General features: G+C 39.5%; 19 protein-coding genes. 10 read left to right on the forward strand and 9 right to left on the reverse strand.

From position 1 onward, the window contains the following. Positions 1–70: 70 nt before the first annotated feature. Positions 71–1,291 carry a PQQ-dependent sugar dehydrogenase gene (locus tag FY557_RS12890; RefSeq protein ID WP_149247658.1) on the reverse strand — a complete coding sequence of 407 codons (1,221 nt, stop codon included), beginning with the start codon at positions 1,289–1,291 and terminating at the stop codon, positions 71–73. Positions 1,292–1,401: 110 nt separating this feature from the next. On the opposite strand from FY557_RS12890, the gene FY557_RS12895 reads away from it, so the two are divergent. From FY557_RS12895 to uvrB, 3 genes are all read left to right on the forward strand, one after another. Then, positions 1,402–1,776 (forward strand): BlaI/MecI/CopY family transcriptional regulator, encoded by a 375-nt coding sequence (locus tag FY557_RS12895; protein ID WP_149247659.1) that lies wholly within the window; start codon positions 1,402–1,404, stop codon positions 1,774–1,776. Then, the gene (locus FY557_RS12900; protein WP_149247660.1) at positions 1,773–3,194 is read left to right on the forward strand and encodes a M56 family metallopeptidase; all 1,422 of its coding nucleotides are present in this window, start codon (positions 1,773–1,775) and stop codon (positions 3,192–3,194) included. The genes FY557_RS12895 and FY557_RS12900 overlap by 4 nt, the downstream gene beginning before the upstream one ends. 145 nt (positions 3,195–3,339) lie before the next feature. Continuing rightward, positions 3,340–5,331, forward strand: coding sequence for an excinuclease ABC subunit UvrB (uvrB, locus tag FY557_RS12905; RefSeq protein WP_149247661.1), 1,992 nt, complete (start codon positions 3,340–3,342; stop codon positions 5,329–5,331). A gap of 188 nt (positions 5,332–5,519) precedes the next feature. Here the strand turns inward: uvrB and FY557_RS12910 are convergent, their stop codons facing one another. The 4 genes from FY557_RS12910 to FY557_RS12925 form a co-directional block, all read right to left on the reverse strand. Beyond that, positions 5,520–5,747 carry a DUF3820 family protein gene (locus FY557_RS12910; RefSeq protein WP_149247691.1) on the reverse strand — a complete coding sequence of 76 codons (228 nt, stop codon included), beginning with the start codon at positions 5,745–5,747 and terminating at the stop codon, positions 5,520–5,522. A 19-nt stretch (positions 5,748–5,766) separates the two neighbouring features. After that, entirely contained in the window at positions 5,767–6,855 is a 1,089-nt protein-coding gene (locus tag FY557_RS12915) for an AI-2E family transporter (protein WP_149247662.1), read from the reverse strand. Beyond that, a complete protein-coding gene (locus FY557_RS12920) occupies positions 6,852–7,586 on the reverse strand; it encodes a beta-carotene 15,15'-monooxygenase (protein WP_149247663.1) in 735 nt (244 codons plus the stop codon). Before FY557_RS12920 ends, FY557_RS12915 begins: the two co-directional genes overlap by 4 nt. A gap of 74 nt (positions 7,587–7,660) precedes the next feature. Then, positions 7,661–8,383: a hypothetical protein gene (locus FY557_RS12925; protein WP_149247664.1), complete on the reverse strand. Its 723-nt coding sequence runs from the start codon at positions 8,381–8,383 to the stop codon at positions 7,661–7,663. Positions 8,384–8,430: 47 nt separating this feature from the next. Between FY557_RS12925 and FY557_RS12930 the strand changes: the two genes are divergently transcribed. Further along, positions 8,431–9,408, forward strand: a complete 978-nt coding sequence (locus tag FY557_RS12930; RefSeq protein ID WP_149247665.1) for an aminodeoxychorismate synthase component I — start codon at positions 8,431–8,433, stop codon at positions 9,406–9,408. Next, on the forward strand, positions 9,392–10,018 hold the full coding sequence (locus FY557_RS12935; RefSeq protein WP_149247666.1) for an aminotransferase class IV: 627 nt from the start codon (positions 9,392–9,394) through the stop codon (positions 10,016–10,018). The genes FY557_RS12930 and FY557_RS12935 overlap by 17 nt, the downstream gene beginning before the upstream one ends. Here the strand turns inward: FY557_RS12935 and menD are convergent. Next, complete coding sequence (menD, locus tag FY557_RS12940) at positions 10,015–11,691, reverse strand: 2-succinyl-5-enolpyruvyl-6-hydroxy-3-cyclohexene-1-carboxylic-acid synthase (RefSeq protein WP_149247667.1); 1,677 nt, start codon at positions 11,689–11,691, stop codon at positions 10,015–10,017. The genes FY557_RS12935 and menD overlap by 4 nt on opposite strands. 125 nt (positions 11,692–11,816) lie before the next feature. Here menD and FY557_RS20380 point away from each other — a divergent pair, with 125 nt between their 5' ends. The 3 genes from FY557_RS20380 (at position 11,817) to FY557_RS12955 (ending at position 15,227) form a co-directional block, all read left to right on the forward strand. Continuing rightward, positions 11,817–13,874, forward strand: a complete 2,058-nt coding sequence (locus tag FY557_RS20380; protein WP_228451785.1) for an ADP-ribosyltransferase — start codon at positions 11,817–11,819, stop codon at positions 13,872–13,874. Positions 13,875–13,879: 5 nt separating this feature from the next. Then, a complete protein-coding gene (locus FY557_RS12950; protein WP_149247668.1) occupies positions 13,880–14,143 on the forward strand; it encodes a hypothetical protein in 264 nt (87 codons plus the stop codon). 133 nt (positions 14,144–14,276) lie between these two features. Further along, positions 14,277–15,227, forward strand: a complete 951-nt coding sequence (locus FY557_RS12955) for an isopenicillin N synthase family dioxygenase (protein WP_149247669.1) — start codon at positions 14,277–14,279, stop codon at positions 15,225–15,227. 73 nt (positions 15,228–15,300) lie between these two features. On the opposite strand, the gene FY557_RS12960 is transcribed toward FY557_RS12955, so the two are convergent. Continuing rightward, on the reverse strand, positions 15,301–15,573 hold the full coding sequence (locus FY557_RS12960; protein ID WP_149247670.1) for a bacteriocin-like protein: 273 nt from the start codon (positions 15,571–15,573) through the stop codon (positions 15,301–15,303). A 218-nt stretch (positions 15,574–15,791) separates the two neighbouring features. On the opposite strand from FY557_RS12960, the gene FY557_RS20135 reads away from it, so the two are divergent. Further along, positions 15,792–15,953, forward strand: a complete 162-nt coding sequence (locus FY557_RS20135) for a bacteriocin-like protein (protein WP_185151721.1) — start codon at positions 15,792–15,794, stop codon at positions 15,951–15,953. 73 nt (positions 15,954–16,026) lie between these two features. Here the strand turns inward: FY557_RS20135 and FY557_RS12965 are convergent, their stop codons facing one another. Together FY557_RS12965 and FY557_RS12970 are read right to left on the reverse strand one after the other, a co-directional pair. Further along, entirely contained in the window at positions 16,027–17,073 is a 1,047-nt protein-coding gene (locus FY557_RS12965) for a PA0069 family radical SAM protein (RefSeq protein WP_149247671.1), read from the reverse strand. A 120-nt stretch (positions 17,074–17,193) separates the two neighbouring features. Next, positions 17,194–17,388: a hypothetical protein gene (locus tag FY557_RS12970; RefSeq protein WP_149247672.1), complete on the reverse strand. Its 195-nt coding sequence runs from the start codon at positions 17,386–17,388 to the stop codon at positions 17,194–17,196. A gap of 174 nt (positions 17,389–17,562) precedes the next feature. On the opposite strand from FY557_RS12970, the gene FY557_RS12975 reads away from it, so the two are divergent. After that, a complete protein-coding gene (locus tag FY557_RS12975; protein WP_149247673.1) occupies positions 17,563–17,916 on the forward strand; it encodes a hypothetical protein in 354 nt (117 codons plus the stop codon). Positions 17,917–17,941: the final 25 nt, after the last annotated feature.

The raw sequence follows: 17,941 nt of genomic DNA on the forward strand, positions 1-17,941 counted from the left end.
CGGGTAAATCAAAGATTCTGCCCGGAGTTATTATTCTGATAAATCCTATATCAAAATATCCATTCGGATATTATTTTTTAGAAATCCTGTATAGTTTTCCACTATCGGTAACGGCATATAAGTTTCCGTCGTTTCCGTTCAGGACATCCCGGAATCTTTCATTCTCCCCTTCTAAAAGGCGTTCTTCGCCAACCACTTTATTATTTTTCATCACAATCCGGTTGATATGTTCTCCGCTTAAGCAGCCGATCATCAGGTTGCCTTTCCATTCATTAATGTTTCCGGTATAAAAAGTAACGCCGCTCGGCGAGATCACCGGATCCCAGTAATAGACAGGCTGCTCAGTTCCTGCCTTTTGGGTCGTTCCGTGGTTTATCTTTTCCCCGGAATATTCAATCCCGTAGGTTACATCGCCCCAGCCGTAGTTTTTTCCCGGCTTAATCAGGTTAATTTCATCACCCCCTCTCGGCCCCATTTCCACATCCCAGAGATTTCCGCTCGGATCAATGGCCATTCCCTGAGGATTCCTGATGCCGTACGCATAAATCTCAGGTTTGAATCCTGCTTTCCCCACAAAAGGATTTCCCGGTGCCGGTTTCCCGTCTTTGGTTATTTTTAAAATTTTCCCTAAATAGTTATCCGTTTTCTGGGCATAAACCCGTGTCTGTTTATCGGATCTTTCTCCGGTACTTACGAAAAGATTTCCGTCTTTATCAAAAGTCAGCCTGCTGCCGTAATGTTTGTCGCCGTCGTAGGTCGGGGTTGCCCGGAAAATCACCTGCACGCCTGAGATATTTTTCAGATCAGCTGAAAGCATTCCTTTTCCTACTGCCGTGTGATTCCCTTTCTCATAAGGCTCAGAAAAGCTGAAATAGATCATCCGGTTGTTGCTGAAATCAGGATCCAGGGCCACATCCAGCATTCCGCCCTGCCCTTTGGCATCAACTTTGGGAAAACCTTCAATTTTGGAGATCTGTTTTCCATCCGCTGAAACAACATTAATATATCCTCTTTTATCGGTAATTAAAAAACGCCCGTCCGGCAGGTTGATGATTCCCCAGGGTTTGCCTAGGTCTCTACTCAGAACCTCTACTTGATATGGTATTGATGTTTTTACTGCTTTTATTCTGGTCTGCCCTGCAAAGGCTGGTTTATATTCAGGAGAATTAGGCTCTTTCGTTTCCACGCTGCCGTCTTTTCCCAGCTTTTGAGCATTCAGCGCATTATCTTTGCACGATGATAAAATCATAAATAAACTGAAAGCAGAAATGTAAAATTTATTGAATTTCATACAATTATATTTGGTGGTTCCCGGAATGGATGGAAAAATAATGCCATAAAAAATTTGGCAGTTCAGAATTTTGCTCTACATTTGTAGAACAAATTATTAATCCGTAGAATATGAAAGAAATAAAACTTACCGATTCCGAAAAAGACCTCATGGACATTCTCTGGGAAAAAGAAAAAGCATTCATGAAAGATATTCTGGAATCTTACCCCGAGCCGAAACCGGCAACCACCACCATTGCCACGCTGCTGAAAAGAATGCAGAACAAAGATTTTGTCGGCTACAAATTGTATGGAAATTCCCGCGAATACTTTCCGAAAATCGCGAAAGGGGAATATTTCAAAGAAGAGATGTCTTCCATGATTGACCGTTTTTTCAACAGTTCCGTCACCCAGTTTGCTTCGTTTTTTACTTCGAACGCAAAACTTTCCCAGAAACAGCTGAAAGAACTCCGCGAAATTATAGACCGTGAAATTGATGAAAAATGATCATCCTCTTTAAAATTATACTGTGTTCCACCCTGTTGATTGTATTTTACTACGGGGTTTTACAGAAGGAAAAAATGTACCGGTTCAACAGGATCTATCTGCTTTTTTCACTGTTGTTTTCTTATACGGTCCCTTTTATTTCGATCAGTACGGAAGCACCGAAACCGGTGAACCGTTTACAGACCGCCTATGAGACCACCCAGCAGATTCTGGATCTTACGCCCGTGCAGAACGGTTTCAACCTTATTAATTTGACTTTGATCATCTATGGAATCATAACCTTTATATTTTTAAGCAGGGTGATTGTTTCATTTTTGAAAATCAAGAGTTTGAAAGGCCAAAAGATCATTTATCAGAATCAGGAAGTTCTGGTAACGGAGAAAAACATTCCGCCTTTCAGTTTTTGGAATACGATTTATCTGGGGAAAAGCTACTTCACTGATCAGCAAATAGACGACAGAATTTTTCTGCACGAAAAAAGCCACCTGGAACAGAAACACAGCATTGATCTTATGATGGTTGAAATCGTGAAAGCTTTCACCTGGTTCAATCCGGCAGTTTACTTTTATAAAAAAGCCATCCGGATGAATCATGAATTCCTGGCGGATGAATCGGTCTTAAAGAATCATTTTAATATAAAAGACTATCAGAATTTAATACTGGATGAAATTATTTCCAGCCAAAGCTATAACCTTACCCATACATTCCATTTTAACAACACCAAAAAACGATTTATTATGATGAACACCAAGAAGTCCAAATGGGCCCAAGTGAAAAAAGCCATCAGTATTCCTGCTTTGATATTCGCTTTCGGATTATTTGTGCAGAAAACGTATGCCCATCCGATTGAAACAATCATTGAGGAAACCCGGAAGAAAATGGCCGATCACGATCCGGTAGCCCAAACTACAGAGAAAACCAGCACAGATTCCGAGGAACCCGATCTGCCTGCTCTGTTTGAAACACCTGAAGAACCGGTTAAAAATACCCAAAAAGAAGAAAAGGTTCAGGATACCATCCGGCCAAAAGAAGGTAAAAACACAAATCTGGACCGGCAGAGCGCATCCGGTACAACCCCTGAATCCCTGACTGTTTCTTTAAAGGATGAGCCGACCATGCTTCCCCAATTTCCGGGCGGGTTCAATGAAATGAGAAACAGAGTTTCAAAAATGTTTGACGCCTCTAAGATGGAAACTGAAAAGCCGAAAGGTTTGTTAAGAGCGGATATTTCGTATACCGTTGATGAAACGGGCAATGTGGTGAATGTAAAAGTTGCCGGCAGTAATGAGTCCTTCAATAATGAAGTATTGGCATCGTTCAGAAGGGCCAACGAGAATATCGTCTGGAAGCCGGCGGAAAAAGACGGAAAGCCTGTGAATTACTACATGAGGCTACCTTTAACCATGTCATTTCAATAAACAGACGAGCATCCCAAACCGGGATGCTTTTTTATTCAATTGATGATACATAAAATGAATCATCAAAATACAAATTAAGACCCATCATTTAGGTGAATGCCAAATAATTCTTTCGTATTTTTGTTAGGATAACATCACCAATTTTATGAATTTCAAACTTCAATCAGAATATAAACCTACCGGCGATCAGCCGCAAGCCATCGAAAAGCTTACCGAAGGCATTAAGATCGGCGAAAAATACCAGACATTGCTGGGGGTAACCGGATCAGGAAAAACCTTTACCGTGGCCAATGTGATCCAGAATGTTCAGAAACCAACACTGGTCCTGGCGCATAACAAAACACTGGCCGCACAGCTCTTCATGGAGTTTAAAGAATTCTTCCCGGAAAATGCCGTTGAATATTTTGTCAGCTACTATGATTACTACCAGCCGGAAGCCTATATTGCGACTTCGGGAACCTATATTGAGAAAGACCTGAGTATTAATGAAGAAGTGGAAAAACTGAGGCTTTCTGCGACGGCAAGCCTGCTTTCAGGACGCAGGGATGTATTGATCGTTGCTTCAGTCTCCTGTATTTACGGAATCGGGAACCCGACGGAATTTCACAAATCCCTGATTTCGATTGCGATCGGTGAAAAAGTAACCCGGACTGCCTTGCTGCACGCTTTGGTAAATGCATTGTATTCCAGGACGCTGAATGAGTTTCAAAGAGGGACATTCCGGGTAAAAGGGGACGTGATCGATGTATTTCCGGCTTATGCGGATAATGCGATCAGGATCCAGTTTTTCGGAGACGAGATCGAAAAGATCCAGAGCTTTGATCCTGTTTCCGGGAATGTAACAGCCAATTTCGAACAGATCCAGATTTATCCGGCCAATCTCTTTGTTACTTCAAAAGAAACCTTAAACGGAGCGATCCGGAATATTCAGGACGATCTGGTAAAACAGGTGGATTTCTTCGGATCTATCGAAAAGCCGCTGGAAGCCAAAAGACTGCAGGAAAGAACCGAGCTCGATCTTGAAATGATCAAAGAGCTGGGTTATTGTTCGGGAATTGAGAACTATTCGAGATACCTTGACGGACGACTGCCGGGAACAAGGCCTTTCTGCCTGCTGGATTATTTTCCGAAGGATTACCTCATGGTAATCGATGAGAGCCACGTGACGGTTCCGCAGGTTCACGCCATGTACGGCGGCGACCGCAGCCGGAAAGAAGCTTTAGTGGAGTACGGCTTCAGGCTTCCTGCCGCCATGGACAACCGTCCATTGAAATTCGAAGAGTTCGAGGCCATCCAGAACCAGGTGATTTATGTTTCTGCAACCCCGGCAGACTATGAACTGGAAAAAACAGGAGGCGCCTATATCGAACAGATCATCCGTCCGACCGGACTTTTGGATCCTATCATTGAAATCCGTCCGACCATCAACCAGATTGACGACCTGATGGAGGAAATCCAGAAGAGAGCAGATCTTGACGAAAGGGTTCTGGTAACAACCTTAACAAAGAAAATGGCGGAAGAACTGACGAAATATTTCACCAAATTCGGTATCAGGACAAGATACATTCACTCGGATGTCGAAACCCTTGAACGGATCCAGATTATGCAGGATCTGCGGGTAGGACTGTTTGATGTCCTGATCGGGGTGAACCTTCTGAGAGAAGGTCTGGATTTACCGGAAGTTTCCCTGGTGGCCATACTGGATGCCGATAAGGAAGGAATGCTGAGAAGCCGCCGGTCGATGATCCAGACCGTAGGCCGTGCCGCCCGTAACCTCAACGGAAGGGCCATCATGTATGCCGATAAGATCACGAAATCGATGCAGGCTACCCTTGATGAAACGGAATACCGGCGCGCCAAACAGGAAGAGTACAACAAAGAACACGGAATGGTTCCGGTAGCGTTAAATAAAAAGATCTCGGAAAGCCTCGTCGGAAGAAGCAAAGACTTCCCGGATGAAAAATACACCCAAAAAGAAATTCTGCAGAAAGTGGCTGAAGCCAAAGCCAGTTATACTTCGGAAGATATGGAGAAAGTCATTGTCCAGAAGCAAAAAGAAATGGAAATGGCTGCCAAAAGCCTTGATTTCATTAAAGCGGCTAAGCTGAGGGATGAAATTGCAGCCCTGAAGGGATAAATAAAAAGAGACTGGTTACACAGTCTCTTTTTCAATATTGGATTATTGTAAGTGATAAAAGCCTTCCTAGATGATATCAGCTGCTGTTCCGCCTATATCCCGGTATGTAATCATAAAGCAAAACCAAATAAAATAATCCAATATTCTGTAAAACATTGGATTAAATATTTCTAAAGATCATTCAGGTTCTACCGTTGATTTCTGACTGCGGCGCGGATCGGGATCAGCAGTTCGGTCAGGCCGTTTAATTTAATTTCGTAGACCGTCGCCAGCTGCATTCCCAGCTTACCTTTGGGCATTCCCGTCCGCTGAAACCATTCAAGATAGCTTATCGGGAGATCAGCGAGAACTGTTCCTTCGTATTTTCCGAAAGGCATTTTTACAATACAGATTTCTTTTAATATTTCCGGGTTTATTCCGTCCTGCATATTTATTTTATACTAATAAATTAATCTTGGTTTCCAACTCTTCATTCTTGTCAGGCAGCTGCAGTTCAGGCGTGTCGTCATCGGAAAATTCATTGCGGTATACCTGAATCAAAAGCAGAGTCAGTGAAACCATGATAGGACCGAAAACCAGTCCCATAAAACCGAATAAGTTCATTCCCATGATAATTCCGAAAACCGTGTTTAGAGGATGGATGTCTTCCAGCTTTTTCAAAAGGGTAAAACGCAGAACATTATCCGTTAATCCCACTACGATCATACAGTAAGCAGCCAATCCGAGTCCGCTTCCCATATCGCCTTCCGCAATCATAAAAATGCAGACAGGGCCGTATACGATAGCCGCACCGACTACCGGGATCATGGAGGTTGCTGCGGTAAGCGCAAAAAGAAGTATTGGACTTGGAGCTCCAAAGATATAGTACCCTACCAAGGCAACAATACCCTGGCCAAGAGCAACTACAGGAATTCCGATGGCATTGGCCAGGATCAGTTTTCTCATTTTTTCGCCGATCAATGATACATTGGATCTTTTAAGAGGTGCCGCTGATGAAAGGATTCTTTCAAAAAAACGGGGCTTTTCAAGCATGAAGTAAAGAATGAAATACATGGAAGCCACAACGGTGAGCGTGTTTACTGTTCCGCTGAGCGCCTTTGTTGAATACTGCCCTACACTGTTCTTCAACTTATCCATATTTCCTTTGCTTAATATATCAAATTTAAATTTTGAATAAATATATGTGTGGATTTTCTCCAGAAAAACATTGAACTTTTCCATATAGGCCTGGGCATTTCCAAGCTTTTCAATAAGAAGGTCCCCGATAAAATAGATAGGAAGAATAAGAACGATCAGACTGGCACCCATAAGTGTTAATGAAGCAAGCCAGGGTTTCCATTTTTTCTCTTCCTGAAGATAGAAATTATACTTCCGGCATAAGACATAGATGGTAATGGCTCCTAAAACGGATGGGATAAATAGGGCAAGATTAAAACAGATTAAAGCTGCTAAAATTAAAATTATCGCAAGTAAAAAAACCTGCTTGATCTTGACACTGCTGATTTGCTGATCTTTATTCATCATTTATTTAAAATTATTTGTCTCGGTTTTCCTAAATGGGCACAATAAAGGGAATACATCACAGCAAAGATGAATGGTGCCGTTACAATTACTCCGATGAAGCACAGCACGATTCCTGCCATTGACAGCAGAAAACCTACAAATGTTGCGCCAAGAAAAACACCGTAATTTTCTTTGGCAATGTTGAATGACTTTCCTAAAGCCTCTGTGGCAGAAGCATTTTCAAACAGTAAAACCGGATATCCCAGCATCAGCAGGGGATATACAAAAACAATAGGCAGTACACAAAGCGAAAGTGCGATCGACGAAATAATCCCCGACAACAGGGCATAGATTAAAATATTTACAAAATTTTGTCGGTATCCGATAAACAGGTCGGAAAAATCAATGGGATTTTTAGTGTTGTATTTGTTAATCATGTAAATCAGCCCCACGTACAATGGGGAAAGAACCAATCCTAAAATTCCGGAGAGGGTAAGATACAAAGGAAAGCCCGGTGCACTGAATACGGAAAATCTCGAATAGCCTCCTGAATCGCGCATTTCTTCAAGCATGGCCGCAGAATTCATCCCGGTCAATGCCTGAATAACAGCTCCTAAGATGCTGTAGATAATCATGGCGACAACGGCATATAGGAATACGCCCTTGTACATTTCGAATGCATGAGAGATAATGGCTCCCGTATTTCTTTCCGGAACAGAACCCTGTTGGTCAAATTCGTTAAATTCTGACATGGTGTTTAAATTTTTAATGTTGATTTTACCAAATTTAACTTTTTTTGGCTTTAAAACATTAAAACTTATGAAATTTATGCCTTCTCCGAAAATATGGTTTTGTACAGGGAATAAATAACGGCATTCCAGAAAGGAAAGGTAAACAGCCCGCCGACCAACAGCAAAGCAAAGCCGATATACTTGAAAATCACGGCAACCATTACACAGACAAGAATTTCCAGGAAATATGTTTTCATAGCTTTAAAGCTGAGGGAAAGCGATTCGAAAATCGTTTTGTTCATAAAGAACATCATCGGTGCTACAAAGATGGTGATGCACACCCAGGCTACGGCAAGAATAATCGTAGGAAAAGTAAACCGGTAAATAAAATACCAGAAAATATAATACGAAACATATCTGAAAAAATTCAGTCCGTTATACCCCGCAAATAAATCGCTGAGTTCAGGCTTTTCACCGGTATCCATTTTTCTGTAGATCTGAAAAAACCCCAGGTTCAGCGGATACAGAAAAATTGTGGTTCCCATAATCCATAAAGAGAAATTCTGGTAATGGTCTGTAGCGACCAGCTTGTTGAGCTGTTCCATATAAACCTTCATCCCGTCCTGCATATATTTTCCCGCTTCATTAAATTCTCCCATAATTCCGTATTTCATATCGCACATAAAAAGTACGGTAAGAAAAATCCCAAAATACATGATGGAAAACATCAGCTGGAAAACCAATGTTTTGTTCCAGTAGAAAAATGCCTGCTTCAATATAAAATCCAATCCCGGTTTCTGCGGATATTTGCTGTTCATTAAAAATATTTTGTGCAAAAGTAAACATCAATAATTACTTTTGCGGAATGTTTTCAGTGAATCATCAAAAATTTATGGAAATGGACGAACTTTCGCTCAGGAAAGTTCCTTACTTTTTCATCATTGATTTCCTTGGGGAAAATGTTGAAATCTTCGAAGAGCATGAGATCGAAAAATCAGGCTTAATGATTGATTTTCAAAATTTTTCAACAGTGAAAAGCCAGCATCTTTTACAAAAAAAAGTAGAATGGAAATCATATCCCGAAACACTCGAAGATTTTCAAACAGGTTTTGATAAGGTTCAGAAAAATATCCGCCTCGGAAATTCCTATCTCACCAATTATACCCGGAAAACAAGGATTGAGACCAATTTAACGCTGGAAGAAATTTTTTTTCATTCATCGGCGAAATATAAAGTTTTTTATAAAGATTTTTTCGTATTTTTTTCTCCTGAAACTTTTGTGAAGATCATCGACGGAAAAATTCTGACTTATCCCATGAAAGGTACTATTGATGCTTCCCTTGACAATGCCGCTGAAATCCTGAAAAATGATAAGAAAGAAAAAGCGGAACATTACACCGTGGTCGATTTACTCCGGAATGATCTCAGCATGGTAGCAGATAATGTAAAGGTGGATAAGTTTCAGTACATCGACTTCATTAAAACCAGGCAGAAAGACCTTTATGCCATGAGTTCCGAGATATCAGGAACCGTAAAGCCCGAATTTAATGGTAAACTGGGAAGCCTGATGAAACAACTGGTCCCTGCCGGTTCTATCTTAGGAGCCCCGAAGCCGAAAACCCTGGAAATCATCCTGGAAGCAGAAGGTTACGAAAGAGGCTATTATACAGGAATTTGCGGCTGGTTTGACGGAGACAGCACTGACAGCTGCGTGATGATCCGTTTTATCGAAAAAGAAGATGATAACCTGTATTTCAAAAGCGGGGGCGGAATTACCCACATGAGCAGATTAGAAGACGAATATCAGGAAATGAAAAACAAAATCTATGTCCCAATTCATTGAAAGCATAAAAATAGAAAACCGGAAAATCTTCTTACTGGAATTTCACCAGAAGCGTGTAGACCATACTTTCGCCCATTTCGGCAAGGAAGGCTCCATCGACCTGGCAAAGATTTATAAACATCTGGAACATGACGGAGACGGGCTTTTTAAACTGAGAATCGTCTACGATCTGGATAAGAAAATCCGGACCCAGATGATCCCTTACGCCATTCCGGAACTCAACGATTTCCAGCTGGTGGAAAACAACAGCTTCGATTACTCTTTCAAATCCGAAGACCGGAAAGAACTGGAGAAAATGAAGATGAAAGCTAAAGCGGAAGAAATCATTATTGTGAAGAATAACCATATCACGGATACTTCATACAGCAATCTTCTGTTTAAGAAAGGCAAAGAATGGTTCACCCCTTCCGCCTACCTGCTGAACGGCGTACAAAGGCAGAACCTTTTAAAGCACAAAAAAATCAAAGAAGGGGAAATCACCCTACAGAACCTGAAGGAATTTTCTCATTTTCAACTTGTTAATGCTTTAAATGATTTTGACGAAAATTTCATCTATCCCATCGGCAGAATTATCAACCTGCCGGGGAATGAAGACTATCTTGATCTTTAATTTTCTTTTAAAAAATTGAAATACGCTTTCTGAATATCGGCATTGTGCATCGCCTGGGTATTTACTTCCAGGATTTTAGGCTGCGTATCCGGCTTGAAGAAATTCTCCAGCACGCGGTCTAAGGTTATTTCTTCATCCACTTTGGTGTACGAAAACCCGAAGTGTTTCGCCAGATGCTCTGCATTTCTGTGGTGTTTTGTAGCAATAAACTCATCCAGCGTATTCGGGTTGGCATTTCCCGGTCCCGGAATAATTTTAAAGATATTTCCTTCCCCGTTGTTAAAGATGATGATCCTCACAAACGGCGGAATGTATGGATTCCAAAGCCCGTTGATGTCATAGAAAAAGCTTAAATCACCTGTGATAAGCAGCGTCGGATTGGCATTTTTGATAGCAAATCCCATGGCTGTTGAGGTAGAGCCGTCGATCCCGCTGGTTCCCCGGTTGCAGTATATTTTCCTTTTTCCGTAATCAAACAGCTGGGCATACCGGATGGCCGAACTGTTGCTGAAATGGATGTTATAGTTCTCCGGAACGGTCTGTGTGGTTTTATAAAAGAAATAGAAATCGGAGAAATCAACCCTGCTTAAAAACTGTTCGTGTTTTGCATCTTTTTTATCCCGCAGGACATCCCAGAGATTGTAATAAGGCCTCGGCTCAAGATTAATGAAATTCAAGAGCTTTGAAAAGAAAACCTCCGGCTTCACTTCGATCTTTTCCGTTAAAGCGAAATACGTATCCGGCTGCCACACCGGATCAAGATGCCAGTGCTGCTTCGGCTTTGCCTTTCTTAAAAACTGTTTTACTTTTTTGGAAACCACGTTCTGGCCTACCGTAATCAGCAGATCAGGCGCATACATTTTGAAATCCTCTTCCGTGAAATTGAAAACATAGCGGTCGATATACCTGAAGAATTTTTCGTGGTATAAATTGGAATTGGCTTCGCTCAGCACTACGACCGTATGGTTTTTTACCAACTGGGTCAGCTGGTTCTCCAATTCGGGACTGTGGTCTTTGGTTCCTACCAGGACCATGATTCTTTGGGACGTATTCCAGTCGGCAATCAGATTGGAAGGTACTTCGTATTCTTTCTGCCGGATGGTTCTTTCCACTGTCGGAAACGTCGGCAGCTCGGAGATTAGCTCGTACAGAGGCTCTTCCAATGGAATATTGATATGTACCGGACCCTGCTTTTCGATACAGAGTTCGATCGCTGTTTTGATAATGCCGAAATTATGATCTTCCGCATTTTCCTTGCCGTCTTCCATCAGCTGGAAATCACCGTAGGAATGCTGATGAAAAAGATTATTCTGCCGGATGGTCTGGCCGTCGAAGATGTCTACATAATCCATCGGGCGGTCTGCCGTAAGCACCAGCAGCGGTATGTTAGAGTAGAAAGCCTCTGTTACCGCCGGGTAATAATTCGCTGCTGCGGAACCGCTGGTACAGGTAAGTGCCACCGGCTTTTTCTCGCTCATCGCCATTCCCATTCCTACAAAAGCTGCACTTCTTTCATCCACAATGCTGTAACAGTTGAAGCTGTCGATCTCTGAAAAATGAATTGCTAAAGGGGCATTCCTGGATCCGGGAGAAACGATAATATCTGAAATGCCGTATTGCTGAAGAAGGTGCGCGAGTATCTGAATACTTCTTTTGGAAGAATATTTTTTCATAGTACAAAATTAAGGTTTTTATTGATTTCTTAAATTAATTTTAAATACGTCAAGTTTTGACGCAGTTGGGATTTAGCTTTGCTTTTAGAACGTTTAAACAAAATATTAATGTAAAAGTACAGCTTATGAAAAAATTATTTGATGATGATTGGAGGGATGATCTCTCTGAATTTAAGATCATTTCCATAGATGATTTAAAAAAAGGAATATTAGGTGAAGGAAAAGACCCTTTCGCAGAAATAAGAACCACCAAAACATTTGATGAAATTTCTAATGAATATGCGCTAAGTACACCTTTTGGAAAAAATAGCGCTTTTTACAAACCTACAACAAAAGATTATGATGAATTATCTAAGGATTTTTATACCGGAGGAATTAATTATGAACTCCTTGCAGAACATTTGAAAGAAAAATTAGGGTTGACAGAAGGATTTTTATTTAATCCTGAAATTTACCTCTTAGAAAACAAAACTATTTATGCAGGCTCTTCTTCATTCGGTATTCCTGTACTTAGCAATACTAGAAATAATAAACCTTTTGTATATAAAAAAAGAGAGCAAGAAATTCAGGCAACTTTTGACTTGGCAAAATTGAATACCAGAAAGAATCTATTAAGTAATTCTTACAATTTTGGAATCTATTTTGACAATTATAGAGTCATTTATAATCTAAACTTTATTTATAAGGACGGAGAAGATAAGAAATTTCAAGATGCTATAACCAAACAGACCTCCAATCCTGCTGACTTTAAATTAAATGATGAGTATGTAGCTATTAAACTATTTACATCCGATGTAAGCACATTTATAGAGTTTTTACGAATTGTCAAAGGGGATTATAGTGTTGAATCAATAAAAAAATCTATTATCCGCTATTATCGAGATTTTTTTGCAGCTGCAAAAGGTAACCCTAATATTATTGATTCTTTATATGAAAACATTCCTGATTTTGTGTTGGAAACTCTTACAGATGAAATGCTTTGGAAAGATTTTGTATCTCTATCTGAAAAAGCTATCGATACTTCTGGGACTAATGAAAACTTTTCAGTTATTAATCTGTTAAAAGGTGTAAAGAAAAGTATTTGGTGGAGTACGCAGGTTAATAATAACCTTGAGGTAGTAAGAAAAGTTCTAGGTAAGCTCAAAGCTAAATATTTTGAAGATTTTATTATTGCATTAACAAAAGTGGGAATTAATACATGGAATGATTCTGATTATCAAACTGCAATTTCTTATTATCTCAAAATGAAAGACACATTAAAAAATGGTGTTGTTGAAAACAGAATTGTTTATTGGAGTGGTTTTTTAGAAAAAGAGAAGAAATTTGAAGTCGGTTTTACTATTCATTCTTATGAAAATGGAAACCAAGCACCTTCAGAAAGTAGTTCTGAAACATTGGGTATAAATGATGCCTTTGCTCCATTAAAAATATCAGACAATAAGGAAAATTATTTTATACCGACAATTGTTGCTAATTACTTTACTGAAAAACAATTAGATGAAGACCGATGGACGGTTTTAGAAAATATTGTGGCCGGATTGTTACCCGAGTTTGAAGCAACTGCTTTTAGAAGTTTTTCTTCTTTAGCTTCAAAATTGAGGTATTCTAAATATTTAAAGGTTTTAGGAGAAAATCCAGCTTTTCAAAAAATATTAGTTGAGCTTTCCAGCACAAGGTATATGGCAAAATATTTATCTTTGGAAGAAGAAGCCATCTTAAGATTTTATACTACAAATGCCGGTTATAAAAACTTTAACAAAGCATTACGAGGAGAAATTGAAATGACTGAAGAATTTAAAATACAGAAGGAACTAATGAATAAAGCCTTAGATAAATTACCAAAATATCAATCAAATGAACTTCTGTATAGAATTGAAACGTTATCTGAAGAACAAATTACAAAAATATATAAGGTTGGCAATATAATTGAAAATAAACAATTTACTTCAACTACTTATTCAGAAACTGCTATTGAGAGAGGTATTGAACATAGAGGCGCAACCCTATTATTACGTATTGAAGGTAAAAATGGCAGATTGATTGAAGACCTCTCAACATTAAAGATAGAGAGAGAGGTTTTATTTAAATCTAATACGAAATTCATTGTTAAAGAAGTTGGATTTGCACCAAATCCATATGAGCCTTGGGTACCTATAAAAAGAGTTATACTTGTAGAAAAATAATTAATATGGAAAATAAAGAAGAATTAAAAAATAAATTGAAAAATCTTCTAAAAAGAGAAGAAGAATATTCAACACTACTTGCAAATTTTAATTTTCAAACTAAGCAGGAAGCCGATGTATACATCTCCAATAATCAATTTAAATTTGATGAATTAAAAAAAATTACGAAAGAAATTAGAGAAATAAAATTCATGCTTATGACTCCTCAAGAAAAGAATCAGTATTTAGAAGAACAAAAAAAGCTGAAGGAAAAATATTCTGGAAATTAATTTATAAATATTAAATAAAATTAGAAGATTATCAAGAATCTAATCCTGAATGTTTTTTAAGAGTTTTGTGTATCTTATCATTAAAATAATTAATTTAAAAATCTGTAATTTAGCCATTCGTAAATTTCTAAAAATGGACAAAATACCTAGTGTAGACCTGCGTGATTTCCTTTCGGGTGACCCGGAACGCAAACAGAAATTTGTAAATGAAATCGGAAAAGCTTATGAAGAAATTGGTTTTGTAGCCTTAAAAGGCCATTTTCTTGATGACGAATTGGTAGAGGAATTGTATGGAGAGGTAAAAAACTTTTTTGAACTGCCTACGGAAACAAAACAGAAGTATGAGATTCCGGGAATCGGCGGACAGCGAGGCTATGTCGGCTTCGGTAAAGAAACGGCAAAAGGCTTTAAAAAGGGAGACCTGAAAGAGTTCTGGCATTTCGGACAATACGTGTCTGAAGATTCTAAGTACAAAGACGAGTATCCCGACAACGTGATCGTTGAAGAACTTCCAAAGTTTAATGAAGTAGGCAAAGAAGCCTATCAGATGCTGGAAAAAACAGGACAGTATGTACTGAGGGCATTGGCGCTGTATCTGGGTCTTGATGAATTTTATTTTGATGACAAGATTGCCGAAGGAAACTCTATTTTAAGACCGATCCATTATCCGCCGATCACTGAGGAACCGGATGATGCGGTAAGAGCAGCGGCTCACGGAGACATCAACTTAATTACCTTATTAATGGGTTCACAGGGAAAAGGTCTTCAGGTTCAGAACCATAAAGGTGAATGGATCGATGCGATCGCAGAACCGGACGAACTGATGATTAATGTTGGGGATATGCTTTCAAGACATACCAACAACAAACTGAAGTCTACCATTCATCGTGTGGTAAACCCGCCAAGAGAATTGTGGGGAACTTCCCGATATTCCATTCCGTTCTTTATGCACCCGGTAAGTTCCATGTCATTAAATGCGCTTGAAAACTGTGTGGATGAAAATCATCCGAAGCTGTACGAAGATACAACGGCAGGAGAATTCCTGCATGAAAGATTAATCGAATTGGGACTGATCAAAAAATAAAATAAAACCGGGCCTTTGGGCCCGGTTTATTTTATAAAGTTTACATGAATTTTTCAGGATAAATTTTCAGACCTTATCCTGTAATACAATAAAATTCAGGGCATGGTGTAGTCTGAACCACTGTTCCCCACGGACAGATACAGGTATAAGTAATACCGCCACCAGGATTTCCGGGACCACCGCCACCGGGATCCGGAGAATAAGGAACACATTTTCCGCCGGAACAGATCTCTCCTGCACCGCAGCCTCCCGTTCCGGGGCCGTCGCCTTCAAAACAAAATGCAGGTGGTGCTCCTGCAGAAATGCTCTTCTTGTCTTCTCTTGAAAGTTTTCTGAAATTTTTCATAGTTACTGATTTTGATACTCCTACTCTTTCAGCTTTTCGGATTCCGCTATTTTTTCTAAAAATAAATATTTTTGTGGTAAGTATCAAACTTTTACTTCAATTTATTCACATTAATATGAATTTTATATTAAGTCTAGAAACAAAATATACCACACCAGTTTGATTTATTAAATTTTTGACTATCTTTGCCATAGTATCAAATTTTTAACTCAAACAATATGAAAAATTTAAAAAAACTAGACAAAAGCCAGTTAAAAAACATTAAAGGAGCCGGGGGCATCAGGATCGAAGAGCCGGAATTCTGTGTATATGCTTGTGGCAATACCGTTATCTGCACAACCTGCAGCGATGATTTCAAATGCCCGGATGATTCGATCTAAGCTGTAGATCTCATCTGCACATGATAAAACCGTTCCTTTGGGAGCGGTTTATTTTTTATCTGAAAAAAAGAAACTAATCAAACAATCTCAGCTGCTGATCTTTTGCTCCCGTAAAGTTTTGGGTTGAAAGTTTCGGAAAGTCTTTTCCGTCAAAAAATTTTTTCCTGCCGATTCTGAATGTATTGTGGATCATTTCGGCAATATTTCCCTCTCCTTTCTGCCGGTCGAAATATCTTTTCTCACCCAATTTTCCGCCACGCATTGAACGGATCAGGTTTAAAACTTTTTGGGCGCGGTCCGGAAAAGCATGTTCGATCCAATTGACGAATACCGGCTCTACTGAATCATTCAGCCTTACCAATGTATACCCGAAACTTTGTGCACCCGCCTCAGAAACAGCTTTTAAGACAGACAGCGGTTCATCACTGTTCAACCCGGGAATAACCGGTGCCACCATTACATTTACCGGGATTTTATTCTCGGAAAGGATTTCAATAGCTTTTAATTTATTCCTGGTAGAACTCGTGCGGGGCTCCATTCTTCTCCGAAGCTCTTCGTTGATGGTCGGGATGCTCAGTGAAACCGAAACAAGGTTTTGCTCTGCCAGGGATTTTAACAGATCTGCGTCTCTCAGCACCAATGCATTTTTGGTAAGAACATGAACGGGATGCCGGTAATCCAGGCAAACCTGAAGGAGATTCCGGGTAATCTCAAACTGCCGTTCTGCCGGCTGGTAACAATCGGTATTTCCGGAAAGTAAAATCGGTGCCGGCCGGTAACCTCTCTTCTGAAAAAATTTTTCCAGCAGCTGCGGCGCGTTTTTCTTTACCATGATCTTTCTTTCAAAATCAATCCCGGCACTGTAGCCCCAGTATTCATGAGTGGGCCTTGCAAAACAGTACGAACAGCCATGCTCGCAGCCCTGGTACGGATTCATGGAATATTCCATCGGCAGATCTCCGCTTTTTACCTGATTGACGATTGTTTTTGGGAATACTTCGGTAAATGAAGTCTTTACTGTTTCGAAATCTTCATCTTCAGGCTCATAGGTATACCTCTCGAAACGGTTGATTACATTTCGCTGTGCGCCCTGACCTTTTATGATATTTCCGTTCTGCATTCCAACTGTAAAATTAACCGGTAATTTCCGGAAAATGAATGTTTTATTGTTAAAAATTGTAACAAAAAAATCCAACACTGTGATAGTGCCGGATCTACATGATAAGGATATATTTTGTAACTACTTCAATGCATAGAATTCAATGCCATGATCATCATCATCGTAGTTTTTTCCTTCAAAATGACGATAATAATCAGAATAGGCATCACTGTATTTTTTATCTTTTCTGTGTAATATTTTCTTTATTCCGATGATACTTAATACTGCCAAAAGACCCACTCCTCCTGCCAGCAAAACTCCGACTTCTTTTTTCATATGTTGTCTGATTTATGTATGAGTAGCTATTACAAAAAGTATACCCAACATTCCGTCTATATTATAAATTTTGTTAACACATCGTATTACTCATTAATCCATTCAATCAGGACGGAATACCATGCTTTGCGGAGCAATGGTTTAATTATTGCAGTTTTACAGAAAAAAATTATTATGGACAGTACAGGAAATATTGATAAGATGACTACATTAAGCCAGGTAATGACTAAACTGGCCCAAAGAGGCGTTCACCGCGAGTTCAGGATGAATGAAAACTGTGAAATGAAATTCGAGAATTCTGAAAAGATTTATCAGCCGGATGAATTAACCATTGTTAAGACCTACCGTTTTGAGGGACCAAGTGCTCCTGATGATAATGCGGTTTTATACGTGGTAAAAGATGACACCGGAAATATCGGGATGATTATTGATTCTTACGGTGCAGAAAGCAATTATCCGGGAGAAGACTTTGATAAATTTTTAAGAGCAGTACCCATCCTGGAAAGTCATGAATTTGACTTTGAATAGCAGCAAAACGTATCCTTTATATAGA

Origin of the sequence: Chryseobacterium sp. SN22 (assembly GCF_008329705.1) — a bacterium.
Classification (GTDB): Bacteria; Bacteroidota; Bacteroidia; order Flavobacteriales; family Weeksellaceae; genus Chryseobacterium.